The following is a 16862-nucleotide window of genomic DNA, read 5'->3' as shown; positions in this document are numbered from 1 at the left end:
TCGGTGACGACGGTCGCACTGTTCGCGACGGCCATGGTCGCCATGGCGGTGACCGCCGACGGCGAGCCGACCGCGGACGTGGACGTCAACGACTCGGGCGTCTGGGTGACCCGCACCTCGTCGGGCGAGGTCGGCCGGTTCAACTCCGCCGCCCAGGCCATCGACGGGACCCTCCTCGCCTCCAGCGGATCGTTCGACGTGATCCAGCACGCCGGTGACGTCCTGCTCGACGACGACGGCACCTCGGTCGTCAACGGCATCGACATCGCACGACTGACCCTTCAGGGCGCGGCGAAGCTCCCGCCAGACGCCGACGTGGACATGCAGGCCGGGACGGTCGCGATCCTCGACGGCGAGGAGGGACTGCTCTGGGTGCTGCCGCTCGACCGACTGGCGTCCTTCGACTCGGAGGAGACCGAGGCGACCCTGGACGTCGGGGGAGCGGGCGCGGTCGCCGTGGGCACCGACGGAGTGGCGCACGCGGTGGTGCCCGGCAAGGGGATCATCTCGGTCGGGCTCGTCGAGGGCGCGGACGAGGAGGAGGGCCTGGTCGCGGGCGAGCCGGACACCCGCGCGGTGGACGGGCTGAGCGTCGGGGACGACGTCGAGATCGCGACCCTCGGCCACGAGGTCGTGGTGCTCGACCGCTCGACGTCCACCCTCGTGCTGCCCGACGGCGACCGCGCGGAGCTCCCGGACGTCGGCCCGACGGCCCGGCTCCAGCAGTCCGGCGGGCCGGCCGACGTGGTCGCGGTCGCGACGCCGTCCGCCCTGATCACCCAGCCCGTCGGCGGCGGCGACCCGACGACACGGCCCTTCTCCGGGACCCCGGCGGCGCCGGTCCAGGTCTCGGGGTGCCTCTACGGCGCCTGGGCCGGCTCCGGCCAGGTGCTCCGCGACTGCGCGGGGACCGACGCCGACCTCGAGCGGACCGTCGACGGCACCGACGAGTCGTCACCGCTCGTCTACCGCGTCAACCGCGAGGTCGTCGTGCTCAACGACCTCGCCGCCGGCACCCTGTGGGTCCCGGCCGAGGACTTCATGATCGTCGAGGAGTGGGACCAGAAGGTCCCCGAGGACGTCGCGACCGGGGAGCCCTCGGACGCCGACGACGCCGCCCCCGAGGTCGTCGACCAGCTCGTGCTCGACCGGGCGCGCAAGAACCGCGACCCGCAGGCGAAGGACGACGCCTTCGGGGTGCGCCCGGGGCGGACGACGACGCTGCCCGTGCTCGCCAACGACATCGACCCCGACGGCGACGTGATGACGGCCGCCGTCGACGGCGACGCCCCCGAGGGCGTCGCGGTGGAGCCGGTGCTCGACGGCGGCGCTCTGCAGGCCGTGGTCCCGGACGACGCGACCGGGTCGAGCACCTTCGCCTACGAGGTGGTCGACGGGCGCGGCGGCGAGGACACCGCGGACGTGGCCCTCACCGTCTCGCCGTGGGACGAGAACGGGTCGCCGGAGCAGTCGGGCGAGCCCGTGCTCGTCGTGGCCCGCGGCACGTCCGCCGAGATCGACGTGCTGCCCTACTTCCTCGACCCCGACGGGGACCACCTCTACCTCGCGGGCGCGGCGGCCACGACGCCCGGCGACACGGTCCGCTTCCACGCGGACGGGACCGTCGAGTTCACCGACGGCGGGTCCTCGACGGGGCGCAAGGAGGTCACCGTCGCGGTGGCGGACGGCCTCGGCGGCGCCGTCGAGGGCACGCTGTGGATCGACGTCCAGGGCGGACAGGACATCCCGCCGATCGCGGTCGGCGACCACGTGGTCGCCCGCGTCGACGAGGAGGTCACGGTCACGCCCCTGGAGAACGACACCGACCCGGACGGCGACGAGCTGCGGCTCGCGAAGGTCACCGACGCCGAGCCCGCGGTGATCGTGCCCGCGTACGAGACCGCGTCGTTCCGGTTCACCGCCCCGGAGGTCGGCTCCTACGACATCGCCTACCAGGTCACGGACGGCACCTCGTCCACGACCGGCGTGGTCCGGGTCGACGTGATCGACCCCGCGGAGAACAAGGGCGCGCCGATCGCGGTGTCGGACTCGGTGCTCCTCCCGGCAGGCGGGACCGGCCTCGTCGACGTCCTCGCCAACGACTCGGACCCGGCGGGCGGGACCCTCGTGGTCCAGTCGGTGGAGCTCCCCGAGGAGTCCGACGTGACGGTCGCGCTCCTGGAGCACCGGATCCTGCGGTTCGCGGAGGTGCGCAGGCTCGCCGAGCCGGTCACCGTCGAGTACACGGTCTCGAACGGTTCCGAGACGGCGACCGGGCAGGTCGAGGTGTTCCCCGTGCCCGAGCCGGAGCGGCTGCAGCCGCCCGTCGCCGTCGAGGACGAGGCGCTCGTGCACACCGGCGACGTCGTCACGGTCCCGGTCCTGGCCAACGACACGCACCCGGACGGGCTCGCGCTGACGCTCGGGGACGAGCTCGACGGCGACGTCGACCCTGCGCTCGGCGAGGTGTTCGTCTCCGGGGACGTCGTCCGGTTCCGCGCCGGCTCCGAGGCCGGGACGGCGCACGCGATCTACCGCGTGAGCGACGAGAACGGCCAGGAGGACTCGGCGCAGATCACGGTCCGGGTCGTCGACGAGGAGGAGAACGCCGCGCCGCAGCCGCCCGACGTCGAGGTGCGGACGCTCTCCGGGTCCTCGTTGCGCGTGCCTGTCCCGCTCGACGGGGTCGACCCCGACGGCGACTCCGTCCGCCTGACCGGCATCGCCCAGGCGCCCGGCAAGGGCATCGCCCGGGTCGTCGACGGCAAGATCGAGTACCAGGCCGTGGCCGGCGTCTCCGGGAGCGACACGTTCCGCTACACCGTCACCGACTCCCGCGGCATGGACGGGACGGGTCTCGTCCGGGTCGGGATCGCCCCCGAGCCGACGACGAACCACCCGCCGGTCGCCGTGGACGACCTCGTGCACCTGCGCCCCGGGCGCACGGTCTCGATCGACGCGCTGCGCAACGACAGCGACCCCGACAGCGACCCGATCGCGCTGGTCCCCGGTGCGCTCGACGGTGGCGAGGACCTCGGGGCGAAGGTGGTGGACAACCGGGTCGTCGTCGAGACCCCCGAGGAGCCCGGTCCGGTGAGCTTCTATTACACGATCGAGGACCGTCTCGGGGCCCGGGCCTCCGCGGCGATCACCATCGACGTCGACGGTGAGGCGCCGCTCGAGCCGCCCGTCGCCGTCGACGACGTCGTGACGCCCGACCAGGTGATCGGCCGGACGTCGATCGAGGTCCCCGTGCTGGACAACGACGTCGACCCCGACGGGGTGGCCGAGGCGCTCACGGTGACCACCGACCAGGACGACGTCGTCGTGGCCGAGGACGGGACGGTCACCGTCCCGCTCGCCGCCGAGCGCCGGGTCGTCACCTACACGGTCACCGACCAGGACGAGCTGACCGACCGCGCCTTCGTGCTCGTGCCCGGCGTCGACAACGTGTCCCCGGACAGCGAGGACGCCCAGCAGGACCCGGACGGGCCCGAGCGGGCCGCGCCCGTGGTCAACCCCTCGTCGCCCCTCGAGGTGCGCACGGGCGAGACCCTGACGATCGACGTGCGCGACCACGTGACGGTCGCCGACGGACGCAGCGCCCGGATCACCGTCGCGTCGTCGGTGAGCGCCGTGGCGGGCAGCGCGACCGTCGGGTCGCCGACCGCCATCAGCTACGTCTCCGACGAGGGCTACGCCGGACCGGCGGCCGTGTCGTTCGAGATCACCGACGGCACCGGCCCCGACGACCCCGAGGGCAAGACGCTCCTGGTCACCGTCCCGATCACCGTCCTGCCGCCGGAGAACGTCCCGCCCGAGCCGGGCACCCCGACGCTCGAGGTCGCGGCCGGCGAGTCGGCCTCGCTCGACCTCGCACTCTCCGCGAGCGACGCGAACGACGACCCGCTCACGTTCACGCTGACCGGGCCCCCGCCCGAGGGCTACTCGGTCTCGATCGACGGGTCCCGCATCGCCGTCGAGCTGGATCCGGAGGTCCGCAAGGGCACCTCGGCGAGCCTCGGGTACACGGTGTCGGACGGCGACGCCGCGCCCGTCGACGGCGTCCTCACCACGACCGTGGTCGGGTCGCGCAAGCCGCTCGCCGTCGCGAACCCGGACACGGTCGACGACGCGTTCCAGGGCCGCGAGACCTCGGTGCCTGTGCTCGAGAACGACACGAACCCGTTCCCCGGCACGGACCTCGAGATCGTCGGGGCCGCGGTCGAGACCGGTCGCGGAGACGCCGTCATCGACGGCGACTCGATCAAGGTGACGCCGACGGAGGACTTCGTCGGCGTGATCGTCGTGCGCTACGAGATCCAGGACGCCACCCTCGACCCGGACCGCGTCGTCGAGGGACGCATCAAGGTGACCGTGCTGGGTCGCCCCGAGGTCCCCGCGGCACCGCAGGTGGTCGAGGTGCGCAGCAAGACGGTCGTGCTCTCCTGGGACCCGCCGATCGACAACGGCTCCGACATCACCGGGTACACCGTCAGGTCCGACCAGGGCGACACCCGCGAGTGCGAGACGACGACCTGCACGATCGACGGGCTGACCAACGACGTCGAGTACACGTTCACGGTCACGGCGACCAACGACGTGGGGACCTCCGACGTCTCCGAGGCCTCGGAGGTCGCGCGCCCGGACGAGAAGCCGGACCAGCCGAGCGCCCCGACGCTCGAGTTCGTGCCCGGCGTCCCGCCCACCGGCGGTGCGCTGACGGTGCGCTGGACCAACGCGACCTACACGGACCGGTCCCCGATCGAGTCGGTGAACCTGCGGATCTCGCCGGCGCCGCCGTCGGGCAACGACACGAAGACCGGGGTCACCGGGAACCAGGTCGTCTGGACGGGCCTGAGCAACGGGACGAGCTACACGGTCTCGGTCCAGGCCGTGAACCGCGCCCCCGAACCGTCCGACTGGTCCGCCGCGTCCAGGGGCGAGAAGCCCGCGGGCATCCCCGGCGCGCCGGGCGCCCCGACGGCGACCCGCGTCGACGACGCGCTCGGCGGGCAGGTGGCGCTCACCTGGGCGGCACCGAAGGAGAACGGTGCGCCCATCACGTCGAGCGCCATCCAGGTGCGTGCCGGCGGATCGGTCGAGAAGACCGTCCCGGTCAGCGGCGCCGCGACGTCCGCGACGGTCACCGGGCTGAACGTCTCCTCGACGTACACGTTCACGGTCGTGGCCACGAACAAGGCGGGCAAGTCCCCGTCGAGCGGCGCGTCCAACGCGGTGATCCCGTACGGCAAGCCCGGCGTGCCCGGCACCCCGACGGCGAAGCTCGCGTCGAACACCGACGGCCGCGCCGTCGTGACGTTCGGTGCGGCGAAGGCCAACGGCAACGCCGTGACGTACACCGTCCGGGCGAACGACTCCGGCGCGGGCAATACCACGACGAGCACGTCGTACACCTACACGGGCCTGACGAACGGCAGCAGCTACTCGTTCGACGTCCGGGCGTGCAACGCGGCCGGGTGCTCCGCCTGGTCCGCGCAGTCCGGGTCCGTCAAGCCCTACGGCGTGCCGAGCACGCCGTCGGCGCCGACGTTCAACCGGACCGGCTCGGGATGGCCGACCCCGTACGGCGGGAACTTCACGATGTCCGGCCCGTCCACGTGGAACGGGCAGTCGGGTCGCGTCGAGCGCCAGCTCAACGGCTCCGGCATCTCGAACGGCACGGGCAGGGTGAACGTGAACGCGGCGTGGGGCGCGACCAACACGCTGCGGATCCGCGCGTGCAACGACGCCGGGTGCTCGTCGTGGGCGTCGCGGTCGGCGTCGCTGCCCGACAAGCCCGCGCGGTCGGTGACGATGCGCAAGGGCGGCGGCGCGGGGGCCGACGGCTACCCGAACTCGAACTACTTCCACCTCACCGTGCGCTACGGCGAGCCGAACACGACGTTCCAGACCAAGTGCTTCGGCGACAAGGGGGCCGGGATGTTCGAGTTCGGCTACTCGGGCGGTGGGTGGTTCAACACCGCCAACGACGGACGCACGTTCCGGACCGACGCCAACGGCTACTGGGACGGGGACCTCCAGTGCTTCTGGGGCTGGTTCAACTCGACGACCAAGATCCGCACCAGCACCTTCGGGGACACGCCGAACTTCGCCTGGTCCTGACGAGCCACCCATGACCATGACCTCAACGATCCAGCAGGGGACGACCACCGCATGAGCACCATGACCAGCGAGCAGGCCACCTGGTTCGCGCAGACCTTCGACCGTCTCGTCGACAACGTGGGCCAGGCCGTCCTCGGCAAGCGCGAGACGATCCGCCTCGCGCTGACGGGCATGCTCGCGGAGGGACACCTCCTCCTCGAGGACGCCCCGGGGACCGGCAAGACCTCCCTCGCCCGCGCGCTCGCCGCGAGCGTGCAAGGCACGAACAGCCGCATCCAGTTCACGCCCGACCTGCTCCCGTCCGACGTCACCGGCGTGACGATCTACGACCAGAAGACGGGCACCTTCGACTTCCACAAGGGCCCGGTCTTCGCGTCGATCGTCCTCGCCGACGAGATCAACCGTGCCTCCCCGAAGACCCAGTCGGCGCTCCTCGAGGTCATGGAGGAGGGGCACATCACCGTCGACGGCGTCCAGCACTCCGCGGGTCGCCCGTTCATGGTGATCGCGACGCAGAACCCCATCGAGCAGGCCGGCACCTACCGGCTGCCGGAGGCCCAGCTCGACCGGTTCCTCGTCAAGACGTCGCTCGGGTACCCGGACCACGCCGCGACCGTGCAGATCCTCGAGGGCTCGGCCGTCCGCGACCGCAGCGCCGCGCTCCACCCGGTCGTGACCACCCAGGCGGTCGCCGAGATGGCCGATCTCGCCGCCACCGTGCACGTCGACGGCGGGCTCCTGGACTACGTGGCCCGGCTCGCCGCCGCGACGCGCGACTCGTCGACCACCCGGGTCGGGGTCAGCGTCCGCGGGGCGATCGCGATGATCCGCTGCGCGAAGGTGCTCGCCGCCGGCCACGGCCGTCACTACGTGATCCCGGACGACGTCAAGCAGCTCGCCCGTCCCGTGTGGGCGCACCGCATCGTCCTCGACGCCGAGGCCGAGTTCGGCGGGGCGACGGCCGACGAGGCGATCGACGACGTCCTCGCCGTGGTCGTGCCCCCGCAGCAGCGTGCCTCGGCCTGATCCCGTGCGCACCGGACCCGGACGTGCCGTGACGTCGGCCGGCACATCACGCGGCACGTCGCTGGGCGCGTCGCTGGGCACGGCGACGCGCTCGGCGCGGTCGGCCGTGCGGCGCGTGGTCGTCGTGGTCGCCGACGTCGTCACCGGGCTGGGCGCCGGAGTCTTCCTGGTCGCGGTGCTCGCCTGGGTCGGCGCCCTGGTGCTCGGTTGGACGGAGCTGCTGGTGCTCGCCCTCGTGCTGACGTTCGCGCTGCTCGGCGCGGTCGCGTTCGTGCTGGGCCGGCTCAGCTACGAGGTCACGCTCGACCTGGCGACCCGCCGGGTCACGGTCGGCGACCGCGCGCTCGGCGGGCTCCTCGTGCGCAACACCTCGAGCCGGACGGCGCTCCCGTCCGCGATGGAGGTGAGCGTGGGTCGCGGTGTCGCCAGCTTCCCCGTGCCGCGGCTGCGCAGCGGCGCGGTCCACGAGGACGTGTTCCGCGTGCCCACGAGCCGGCGTGCGGTCATCGACGTCGGCCCGGTGCGCTCGGTGCGCTCGGACCCGCTCGGCCTGCTGCGCCGGGAGGTCGTCTGGAACGAGCCGGAGCAGCTCGTCGTCCACCCCCGCACCGCCGGTCTGGCCGGGTCCTCGGTGGGCAGCCTGCACGACCTCGAGGGCCGGGCGAGCCGCGACCTGTCCGACTCGGACGTCTCCTTCCACGCCCTGCGCGACTACGTGCCGGGCGACGACCGGCGGCACATCCACTGGCGCTCGACCGCCCGCACCGGCCAGCTCGTGGTGCGGCAGTTCGAGGAGACGCGACGCTCCCAGCTCGCGGTGGTGCTCTCCACCCGCGAGGAGGACTACGCGAGCGACGACGAGTTCGAGCTCGCGGTGAGCACCACCGGCTCGTACGGCCTCCAGGCGATCCGTGAGGACCGTCGGGTCCACGTGCTCACCCAGGGCGGGAACCTCCGGGGCGACTCGCGCACGCGCCTGCTCGACGACCTCGCCGGTGTGGAGCGCTCGCCGTCCCGCACGACCCTCGCCGACATCGCGCGCGCCCGGCGCGGCGAGCTGGACGCGGCCTCCGTCGTGGTCCTCGTCGCGGGCAGCGTGCCGAGCCCGGCGGACCTGCGCGCCGCGTCCGTGCGCCTGAGCCTCGGCGCCCGCGCCCTCGCGGTGCGGTGCGTGCCGGGGGCCGCCGTCGCGCGTCACACGATCGGCGACCTGACCGTCCTCACGCTGGGATCCCTCGAGGACCTCCCGCGGGCCATGCGGAAGATGAACGACTGATGTCCACGACCACCGGTACCCCGTCGCACGACACGGGCCAGGGCCTGCGTCGCGCGGACCGCGCGGAGGCCCGTCGGTCGCGCGTGCGCGCGCCCGCGGACCCGGCGGTCCGCTCCGGCCGCCGCGGTCCGGGGGCTCCCGAGCGCGGCCGGCCGCGCGCCACGACGTGGGGCGGGCTGGTGGACGGCGTCGTCGTCCTCGTCCTGCTGGCCTGCGCGGTCGTGGCGTTCGCCCCGGCCTGGGGGACTCGACCTACCTGGTCCCGGCCGTCACCGGTCTCGTCCTGGGCGTCGCGGTGGCGTGGGTCGGCGCCGTGCGGCGGTGGCCCACCGTCTCGGTGGCCGCGGCGACGATCGTGGGCTACCTGCTCGTGGGCGGAGCGGTGGCATTCCCGTCGACGACCGTCGGCGGTGTCGTGCCGACCCTGACGACGCTGCGCGAGCTCTCGCTCGGCGCGGTGACGGTCTGGAAGGACGGGCTCACCAACGTCCCGCCGCTGGCCTCGTTCCCCGACCTGCGGCTGCTCCCCTTCCTGGTGATGCTGCTCGGCGGCGTCGTCACCGCCACCGTCGCCTGGCGCGCCCGATACGCGGCCTGGGCGGTGGTGACCGCGACGGCCACCCTGGTCGCCGCGACCCTGTTCGGCACGGTCGAGGCGGCGTTCCCGCTCGCCCAGGGCCTCGTGATCGCCGTCGTCGGGCTCCTGTGGGCCGCGTGGCGCACCACCGAGGAGCGCATGTCCGCGCGGGCCGAGGTGAGCGGTGCGGCGATCGAGGCCTCCCGCCGGCTGCGGTGGTACAGGCTCCGCACCGGCGTCCTGCTCCTCGTCCTCGCCGGCGTGGTGTCTGCGGCGCTCGTCCCGGTCCTCGCGCCGGCGCAGCGGTCCGCCCTGCGCGAGGTCGTGGTGCCCCCGCTCGACCTCCACAAGTACGTGAGCCCCCTGGTGGGGTTCCGGAGCTACGTCAAGGACGAGGCGGACACCGAGCTGTTCACCGTCGACGGCCTGCCCGAGCAGGCGCGGGTCCGGCTCGCGACGCTCGACAGCTACGACGGCGTGGTCTACGACGTCTCGACCGGGGAGCCCGGGTCCGGCGTGTACTCGAGGGCGGGGGAGCGGATCGCCTCCTCGGCCTCCGGGACGCCGGCCACGATCGACGTGACGATCGGCGACTACGACGGGGTCTGGGTCCCCGACGTCGGGGACCTCACGGGAGTCACGTACTCCGGACCGCGGGACGAGGACCTCGCCGGGTCCACGTACTACAACGCGGAGACAGGGACCACGCTCGCGACCGCGGGCCTGGTCCCCGGCGACAGCTACCGCATGGAGGTCCTGGTCCCGGACGTCCCCTCCGAGGAGGAGGCCGCCGCGGCCGGGGTCGAGCAGCGTGAGCTCCCCGAGGCCACGGACGTCCCGGACTCCGTCGGTGGCAAGGGCGCACAGTTCATGGGCTCGGCGACGGACCTCGCGCAGCGGGTGACGAACATCCGCGACGCGCTGGTCGCCGGCGGGATCCTCTCGCACGGTCTCGAGAACCAGCAGCCGTCCCGGCCGGGCCACTTCGCGCAGCGCATCGACACGCTCCTCGCCGAGGACGAGATGATCGGCGACGACGAGCAGTTCGCCGTCGCGTTCGCGCTCATGGCGCAGCAGGCCGGGATCCCGGCGCGCGTGGTCATGGGGTTCGTGCCCGACGAGGAGTGGGAGCCGGGCACCCCCTACGTCGCGACGGGGCGCGACGTGCGCGCCTGGGCCGAGGTCCCGTACGCGGGGTACGGCTGGGTGCCCGTCGACGTGGTGCCGGACGAGGACAACAAGGTCCAGCCGGAGCCCGAGAGCGCTCAGGTCCCCAAGCCCCCGGTGCTCGACGACCCGGAGCCGCCGGAGGAGCCCGAGCCGCAGGAGGCAGGCACGACCGACGCGGAGGACGACGAGGACCCGGCACAGTCCGACCCGTTCGACTGGGCGCGCGCCGCCCTGTTCACGGCCGCGATCGGTATCCCGCTGCTGCTCCTGGTCGCGCCGTTCGCGCTCCTCGCCGGGTACAAGGCACGACGTTCGGCACGGCGTCGGACGGCGGCCCGCGCCGAGGACCGGTTCAGCGGCGGGTGGAGCGAGGTCCTCGACACCGCGACGGACCTCGGGCAGCCCGTGGCGCAGGGCGCCACCCGCTCCGAGGGTGCTGCGGCGATCACGGGGGCGTTCTCCCGGGTGCCGGAGGGGTCGGTCGGCCAGCTCGCGACGTCGGCGGACCGCAACGTGTTCGGGGGAGCCGTCGTCGACCCCGCCGAGGCGGAGGGCTACTGGACCGACGTCGCCGCCGTCGTCGGTGGCATGCGCGCCAGCGTCTCCGCGCGGCGCCGCTGGCGGGCACGGTTCTCCCTGCGCTCGCTGCCGTCGTGGGGCCTCGCCGAGAGGTTCCGCAGGTTGCGACCGGCCGGGCGCAGGAACCGCACCCCCGGGGCCGACGACGAGGAGTCGCGATGATCGAGCTGACCTGCACCGCGTGCGGCGCACCGCGGGACGGCGAGCAGACGTTCTGCTCGCTGTGCGGGACCCCGCAGGAGCCGCTCGCGGCCGCGGCCGGGGCCGACCGGCGACGAGCGCCCGAGCCGCGGGTCGCCACGACGACCGAGCCACTGACGCCGGGGTATGCGCCGGCGGGACCTGCTGCGGCGTGGCCCGGCGTCGCTCCGGGCGCCGCCCGCACCGGCCGTGCCGGGGCCGACCTCCCGCCGACCGCGGGGACCGGGCGCCGCTTCGTGGCGTATCTGGTGGACGGCTTCACGGTCGGTGCGCTCGTCGGCGCCGTCGCGGTCGCGCTCTTCGCGTCCGGCGTGCTGAGCGTCGAGGTGGTCGACGGGGTCCCCGTGCCCGGCTCCGGGTTCGTGGTGCTCGGGCTGGTCCAGCTGGCGGCCTTCGTCGCGCTGCTGGTCTGGGAGGGGCGGACCGGCCGCACCGTCGGCAACTTCGCACTCGGGACGCGGACCGTCCGGGCGTCCGACGTCGAGCAGCAGCACGCGCCCGGGTTCGGGCGCGCGCTGGTCCGCGCGCTGGTCGTGGGCGTCGCCGGGGTCGTCCCGGTGATCGGCCCGGTGCTCGTGCTGGTCAGCCCGGCGTTCGACCGGACCGGGGCGCACCAGGGTTGGCACGACAGGCTCGCCGGCACGCTCGTCCTCGACACCCGCGCTGCCCCCGACGCACCGGAGGGCGTGTCCGTGCTCGCCTCGCGGGTCCGTCCCGAGGGGCCGGTCACCGCAGCGCCGGGCTCTGCGGGCCCGGTCTCCGTCGGGTCGGGACCTGGCAGACCGGGCGACGTCCCGGACGGCGCCACGACGCGCTGGCCGGCGCCGCCCGTCGAGGCGTCGGAGGCCGCGAACCACGCCCAGCCTGCCCCGCTGGCCCCACCCTCGCAGCCGGCGCAGCCCACCCAGCCCGCGACCCCGGCGCAGGTCTCCCAGCCGCCTGCCGGCCCGATCACCGGTGTCCCCGGCTTCTCGCGGCCTGCACCGGAACCGGTCGTCGATCAGGCGCCGGTCGTGCCCGCGCCGCTCGCTCCTCCGTCCGACGGGCCAGGCGGCACGTCGAGCGGCGCGTCGAGCGGTAGGTGGAGCAGCGGGGACGCCTCGTCCGTCGACGAGGCGACCATGCTCCGACCGGGCGCCGGGGCACGCGGCACCGAGCCGCAGCACGCACAGAGCTTCGAGATCGAGCTCGAGAACCGCGACCGGGTCGTCGTCGACGGCACCGTCCTCGTGGGCCGCAGCCCGGTCGGCGACGACGGACGGGCGGTGGTCGTCCCGATCCGCGACCGCACGGTCTCGCGCACGCACCTCGAGCTCGGGGTCGACGGCGGCCCCTGGATCATGGACCGGGGCTCGACGAGCGGCACGGTGGTCGTCAGCGCCGCCCGCGGCACGGTGACCGCACCCGCCGGCGTGCGCGTCCCGGTCCGCGACGGCGACGTGGTGCACCTGGGCGACCGGCGCATCGTCGTCCACGTGCCCATGCCGGGGAGCGCCCGGTGACGCCGGGGAGCGCCTCGCGGGCGGTCGACCTGCCGGACGTCGCGGCGACCGTGGGGCAGATCGACCTCACCTGGGGCGCGGCCACGCATCGAGGCCGTCGTCGGTCCCTGAACGAGGACGCGTACCTCGCCCAGTCCCCGGCGTTCTTCGTCGCGGACGGGATGGGTGGGCACGACGCGGGCGAGGTCGCGAGCGCGGCTGCCGTCGATGCGCTCGGCGGCATCGTGCGTGCCTCCCGCGCCGGGGTCGTCGGTCTCGGCGAGGTGCGCGACCACCTGGGCCGGGCGCAGGCTGCGGTGCGGGGAGTCGAGTCGTCGCCCGAGCGCCGGGCCGGCACCACCGTCGCGGGCGCCGTGATGACGGTGGAGGACGGGCTCCCGTACTGGCTCGTCGTGAACCTCGGCGACTCCCGGGTGTACCACCTGGCGGAGGGGATGCTCGAGCAGGTCAGCGTCGACCACTCGGAGGTCCAGGAGCTCGTGGACGCCGGTGCGCTGACCGCGGACGAGGCGGCGACCCACCCGCGGCGGCACGTCGTGACGCGGGCGCTCGGCTCCGAGGTCTCGCCGGAGCCCGACGTCTGGCTGCTGCCGGTGGTCGCGAACGAGCGCATGCTGGTGTGCTCCGACGGGCTCACGGGGGAGGTCCCCGACCGGCGGATCGCGCAGGTGCTGCTCCAGCACGCGTCGGCGCAGTGCGCGGCGGACGCCCTGGTCCAGGAGGCTCTGGACGCGGGCGGCAGGGACAACATCACGGTCGTCGTCGTCGACGTGGCCGGGGACGACGAGACAGGGTCGACGGTGCCCCGCGGGGGCGTCGAGGACGACACGGTGCCGCGCGGAGCGGGCCGGCGAGCGGAGGAGTCGCAGTGACCACGAGGTACGCACCGGGTTCGGGGCTCGCCGTCGTGCGCGGGGAGGTCGGGGTCCTGCTGCCCGTCGCGCCGTCGGAGGCCGTCGTCGACGAGCTCTGGGAGACGCTGGGCGCCGCGGCAGGGGTCGTCGACGTGATCCAGGTGGTCGCCGGGTCGTCCGCGCTGCGCGACGTCCCCGCCTTCGGCGCCGTGGTGCTCGACGAGGACGGCGCCCATGTCGTCGTGCGCGGGCCCGTCGAGGTCACGATGACGACGGCGGACCGGACCGTCGTCGTGTCCGGCGCGGGTGCCGCGACCTGGTCCGAGCGCAGGGAGACGGACGTGAGCGCCGCGTCGCTGGTCCTGCTCGACGCGCCCGAGCGACCGGACGAGGGACCGTACCGGTCGCTCCCGGTGACGGCGGCGGTCGTCGCCGCACGCTCCGTCGACCTTTCTGCCGACCCGTCTGCCGACCCGTCTGCCGACCGCTCTGCCGGTGGCGACGTCGTGGTGTCCTCGGGGAAGGATCCGACCGAGAGGGTCGTGGCCCCCGCAGCAGCAACAGCCGCAGCCGCTCCGAGCCCCGAGCCCGTCGCCGGCCCACGCTCCGAGCCCGCTGCCGCTGGTGGTCCTCAGCGGGCCGAGCAGCCGTTCGGTCAGCCGGCCCCGGCACCCGCCCCGTCACCCGACCCGGCCCCCGCACCGACGCCGGTGGAGCCGCCCGAGACCTCGGGCGCGCCCGGACCCGTGCCACCCGCAGCGAGCGACGGGAGCGACACGAACGAGGCCTACGACGAGATCGATGGATTCACGCACCTCTGGGGTGCGACGGTCCGCTCCGGTGTCGAGGACGCCGCCGTCCGGCCCGTCGACGAGGACGCCGCCGTCCGGCCCGTCGACGAGGACGCCGCCGCCGCGCTCAGCGAGCTGCCCGGCGACGGGGGCGGCCTCGGGTCGTCCGATGACGCGGGCGCGCGCGAGGGCTCGCGTGAGGGCGGTCGTGAGGACCATCGGGCGCAGGAGCACGGCGCGGGGCAGGACCTGGAGCGGGACTTGGAGCGGGATACAGACGCGGAGACGATCGTGCCCGAGGCGACCGCGGCTTCTGTATCGACCTCCGAATCGACCTCCGTCTCGACGGAGGGCCCGGCGGGCTCGGCGAGCCCCGGCCTGGTCGCAGGCCTCCCGGACTGGTCGGGTGCAGCGGCCCAGCGCCCGGCCCGCGCGGCGACGGACCCCGCCGAGGGACGCAGCGGCGGCGACCTCGACGACCTCGACGAGAGCACCATGCACTCCTCGGTGATCGCGGCCCTGCGGGCGTCGGCGTCCGGCGGCCCGAGCGGTGAGGGAGGCCGGAGCGGTCACCCTGTCCCGGGACCCGCCGGCGGTGCGATCGACGCGACCCCGGGTGCGGCGTCCGACGACCGGCCCCGGATCCTCGCGAGCGTCTGCGCCGACGGGCACGCGAACCCGCCCACCTACGGTCGGTGCGCCGCGTGCGACGCGACGCTCGGGGAGTCTCGCGGACCGTGCCGCGCCCGGTCCTCGGGCGGCTCGAGCTGGCCGACGGTCGGAGCATCGACCTCGACCGCCCCGTCGTGCTCGGCAGGCGCCCTCGCTCACCGCGGGGACGGTCGGGCGAGACGGCCCGACTGGTGACCGTCGAGAGCCCGGAGCAGGACATCTCGCGCTCGCACGTCGAGATCCGCCTCGAGGGGTGGCACGTGCTCGTCGACGACCTCGGCACGACGAACGGCACCGTGCTGCACCGCCCGGGGCAGCCGCCGCGCCGGCTGCAGCCCGGGGTGCCCGAGATCGCGTCGAGCGGCGACGTCGTCGACCTCGGCGACGGCGTGACCCTGACGCTCCACGGGATCCTGTGAGCAGCCGCCGGACACCCGCGCCCCCGCCCGACATCGAGGGGTACGCGTACGTCTCGCTGGTCGGGTCGGGCGGGTTCTCGGACGTCTACTGCTACCAGCAGAGCCGACCGCGGCGGCGGGTCGCGATCAAGGTGCTGCTCCAGGAGTGGTCGAGCGACAGCCAGCGCGAGGCCTTCGACGCGGAGGCCGACCTGCTCGCGTCCCTGTCGACGCACCCGTCGATCGTCACCATGTACGAGGCGTCGGTCTCGGACGACGGTCGCCCGTACCTCGCGATGGAGTACTGCTCGCGCGCGAGCCTCGGCGACCGGTACCGCTCCGAGCGGCTCAGCGTCCCCGAGGTGCTGCGCACCGCCGTGCTCGTCGCCGGGGCGGTCGAGACCGCGCACCGCGCGGGGATCCTGCACCGGGACATCAAGCCCGCGAACCTGCTGGTCACCGACTACGGGCACCCGGTGCTGACCGACTTCGGCATCTCGGCGACCGTCGACAAGGCCGGGATCGCCGAGGGCATGTCGATCCCGTGGTCGCCGCCCGAGTCGTTCGCGGAGGTCCCCACGAGCGGTGTCGGGACGGACGTGTGGGCCCTGGGCGCGACGACGTACTCCTTGCTCGCGGGCCGCTCGCCGTTCGAGGTCCCCGGCGGGCAGAACGCGAGCGCCGACCTCATCGGCCGCATCGAGTCGACGCCCCTGCCCGCCCTCGGGCGGTCGGACGTGCCCGCTTCGCTCGAGCGGGTGCTCGCGACGGCGATGGCGAAGTCGGCCGACGCGCGCTTCCCCTCCGCGCTCGCGTTCGCGCGGGCCCTGCAGAGCGTGCAGCAGGAGCTCTCGCTCGCCGCGACCCCGATCGACGTGCTCGACGACTCGGGAGCCGTGCAGGACGTCGGCGTCGTTCCGGGTGGCGGCAACGACACCGGCTGGGCGCCCGCCGCGTCCGGCTCCGGCGGTGGTACCGCGGGCGGCGGTGCGGCCGGTACCGCCGGTGCCGTCGGTGCAGGGGTCGCTGCGGAGGCCGCCGCCGGCGGCGTCCACGGGTCGGCGGCGGACGACCACGACCACGACGATGACGACGACGCCGGGACGCGCCTGCGCCAGGTGGTCTCGATCGACCCGGCCGGCCCGGTCGCTCGCCCGGCGTCGCCGCCACCTGCACGGCCGTCGCCCGCCCGGCCGGCCCCCGCGTGGACCCCGGCCGTGCCGGCGCAGGACGAGCCTGCGGACTCCACGGTGCTGCGCCCGGGACACCAGGCGGCCCAGGTCAGCCGGACCGACCAGAGTGCCCGGACCGACCAGCGCGCCGTCGGTACCGAGAGCCCTCGCGCTGCGACGCCCGCGCCCCCGCGGCCGCGCCCTCGCACCGCCCCGTCACGCCGAAGGGCCTGCCGGCGCCGCTCGACGTCCCCCGTCCGGCGCCGACGTGCTCGACGACACCGTGCAGCGGCGCGACGACGAGCCGGAGGCCGAGCCGGCGCCGCGGCGCTCGCGGGTCGGTCTCGCGGTCGGCGGCAGCGTCGTCGCGGTCGCGGCGGTCGCGGTCGTCCTGGCGGTCACCCTGCCGTCGGGCACGTCCGACCCGTCCGCCACCCGCGAGAGCGACGACCCCGCGTCGTCGGCGACGGGCGGGACGACCGGTGGGGCGCCGTCCGACAACCTGGGTGACCTGGTCC

Annotated in this window: 9 protein-coding genes; all 9 read left to right on the top strand. The window is 74.7% G+C overall.

Annotated features, from left to right (window positions below; genetic code table 11):
• Positions 1-3 precede the first annotated feature (3 nt).
• A complete protein-coding gene (locus QUE47_RS02740) occupies positions 4-6126 on the top strand; it encodes an Ig-like domain-containing protein (protein WP_286218466.1) in 6123 nt (2040 codons plus the stop codon).
• A 51-nt stretch (positions 6127-6177) separates the two neighbouring features.
• Positions 6178-7152, top strand: coding sequence for an AAA family ATPase (locus QUE47_RS02735; protein WP_286218465.1), 975 nt, complete (start codon positions 6178-6180; stop codon positions 7150-7152).
• Positions 7153-7156: 4 nt separating this feature from the next.
• Positions 7157-8428, top strand: a complete 1272-nt coding sequence (locus QUE47_RS02730) for a DUF58 domain-containing protein (protein WP_286218464.1) — start codon at positions 7157-7159, stop codon at positions 8426-8428.
• A 166-nt stretch (positions 8429-8594) separates the two neighbouring features.
• The gene (locus QUE47_RS02725) at positions 8595-10916 is read left to right on the top strand and encodes a transglutaminase-like domain-containing protein (RefSeq protein WP_286218463.1); all 2322 of its coding nucleotides are present in this window, start codon (positions 8595-8597) and stop codon (positions 10914-10916) included.
• Entirely contained in the window at positions 10913-12457 is a 1545-nt protein-coding gene (locus tag QUE47_RS02720; RefSeq protein ID WP_286218462.1) for an RDD family protein, read from the top strand. The genes QUE47_RS02725 and QUE47_RS02720 overlap by 4 nt, the downstream gene beginning before the upstream one ends.
• Positions 12454-13329, top strand: a complete 876-nt coding sequence (locus QUE47_RS02715) for a PP2C family protein-serine/threonine phosphatase (protein WP_286218461.1) — start codon at positions 12454-12456, stop codon at positions 13327-13329. The genes QUE47_RS02720 and QUE47_RS02715 overlap by 4 nt, the downstream gene beginning before the upstream one ends.
• Positions 13326-14969 (top strand): hypothetical protein, encoded by a 1644-nt coding sequence (locus tag QUE47_RS02710; protein WP_286218460.1) that lies wholly within the window; start codon positions 13326-13328, stop codon positions 14967-14969. The genes QUE47_RS02715 and QUE47_RS02710 overlap by 4 nt, the downstream gene beginning before the upstream one ends.
• On the top strand, positions 14966-15193 hold the full coding sequence (locus QUE47_RS02705) for an FHA domain-containing protein (protein ID WP_286218459.1): 228 nt from the start codon (positions 14966-14968) through the stop codon (positions 15191-15193). Before QUE47_RS02710 ends, QUE47_RS02705 begins: the two co-directional genes overlap by 4 nt.
• Positions 15190-16854, top strand: coding sequence for a serine/threonine-protein kinase (locus QUE47_RS02700; RefSeq protein WP_286218458.1), 1665 nt, complete (start codon positions 15190-15192; stop codon positions 16852-16854). Before QUE47_RS02705 ends, QUE47_RS02700 begins: the two co-directional genes overlap by 4 nt.
• Positions 16855-16862: the final 8 nt, after the last annotated feature.

Origin of the sequence: Paraoerskovia sediminicola (assembly GCF_030296575.1) — a bacterium.
In the GTDB taxonomy this organism is placed as follows: domain Bacteria; phylum Actinomycetota; class Actinomycetes; order Actinomycetales; family Cellulomonadaceae; genus Paraoerskovia; species Paraoerskovia sediminicola.
Note: the sequence above shows the minus strand (reverse complement) of the source record. Positions and strands in the feature narration are given on the sequence as shown.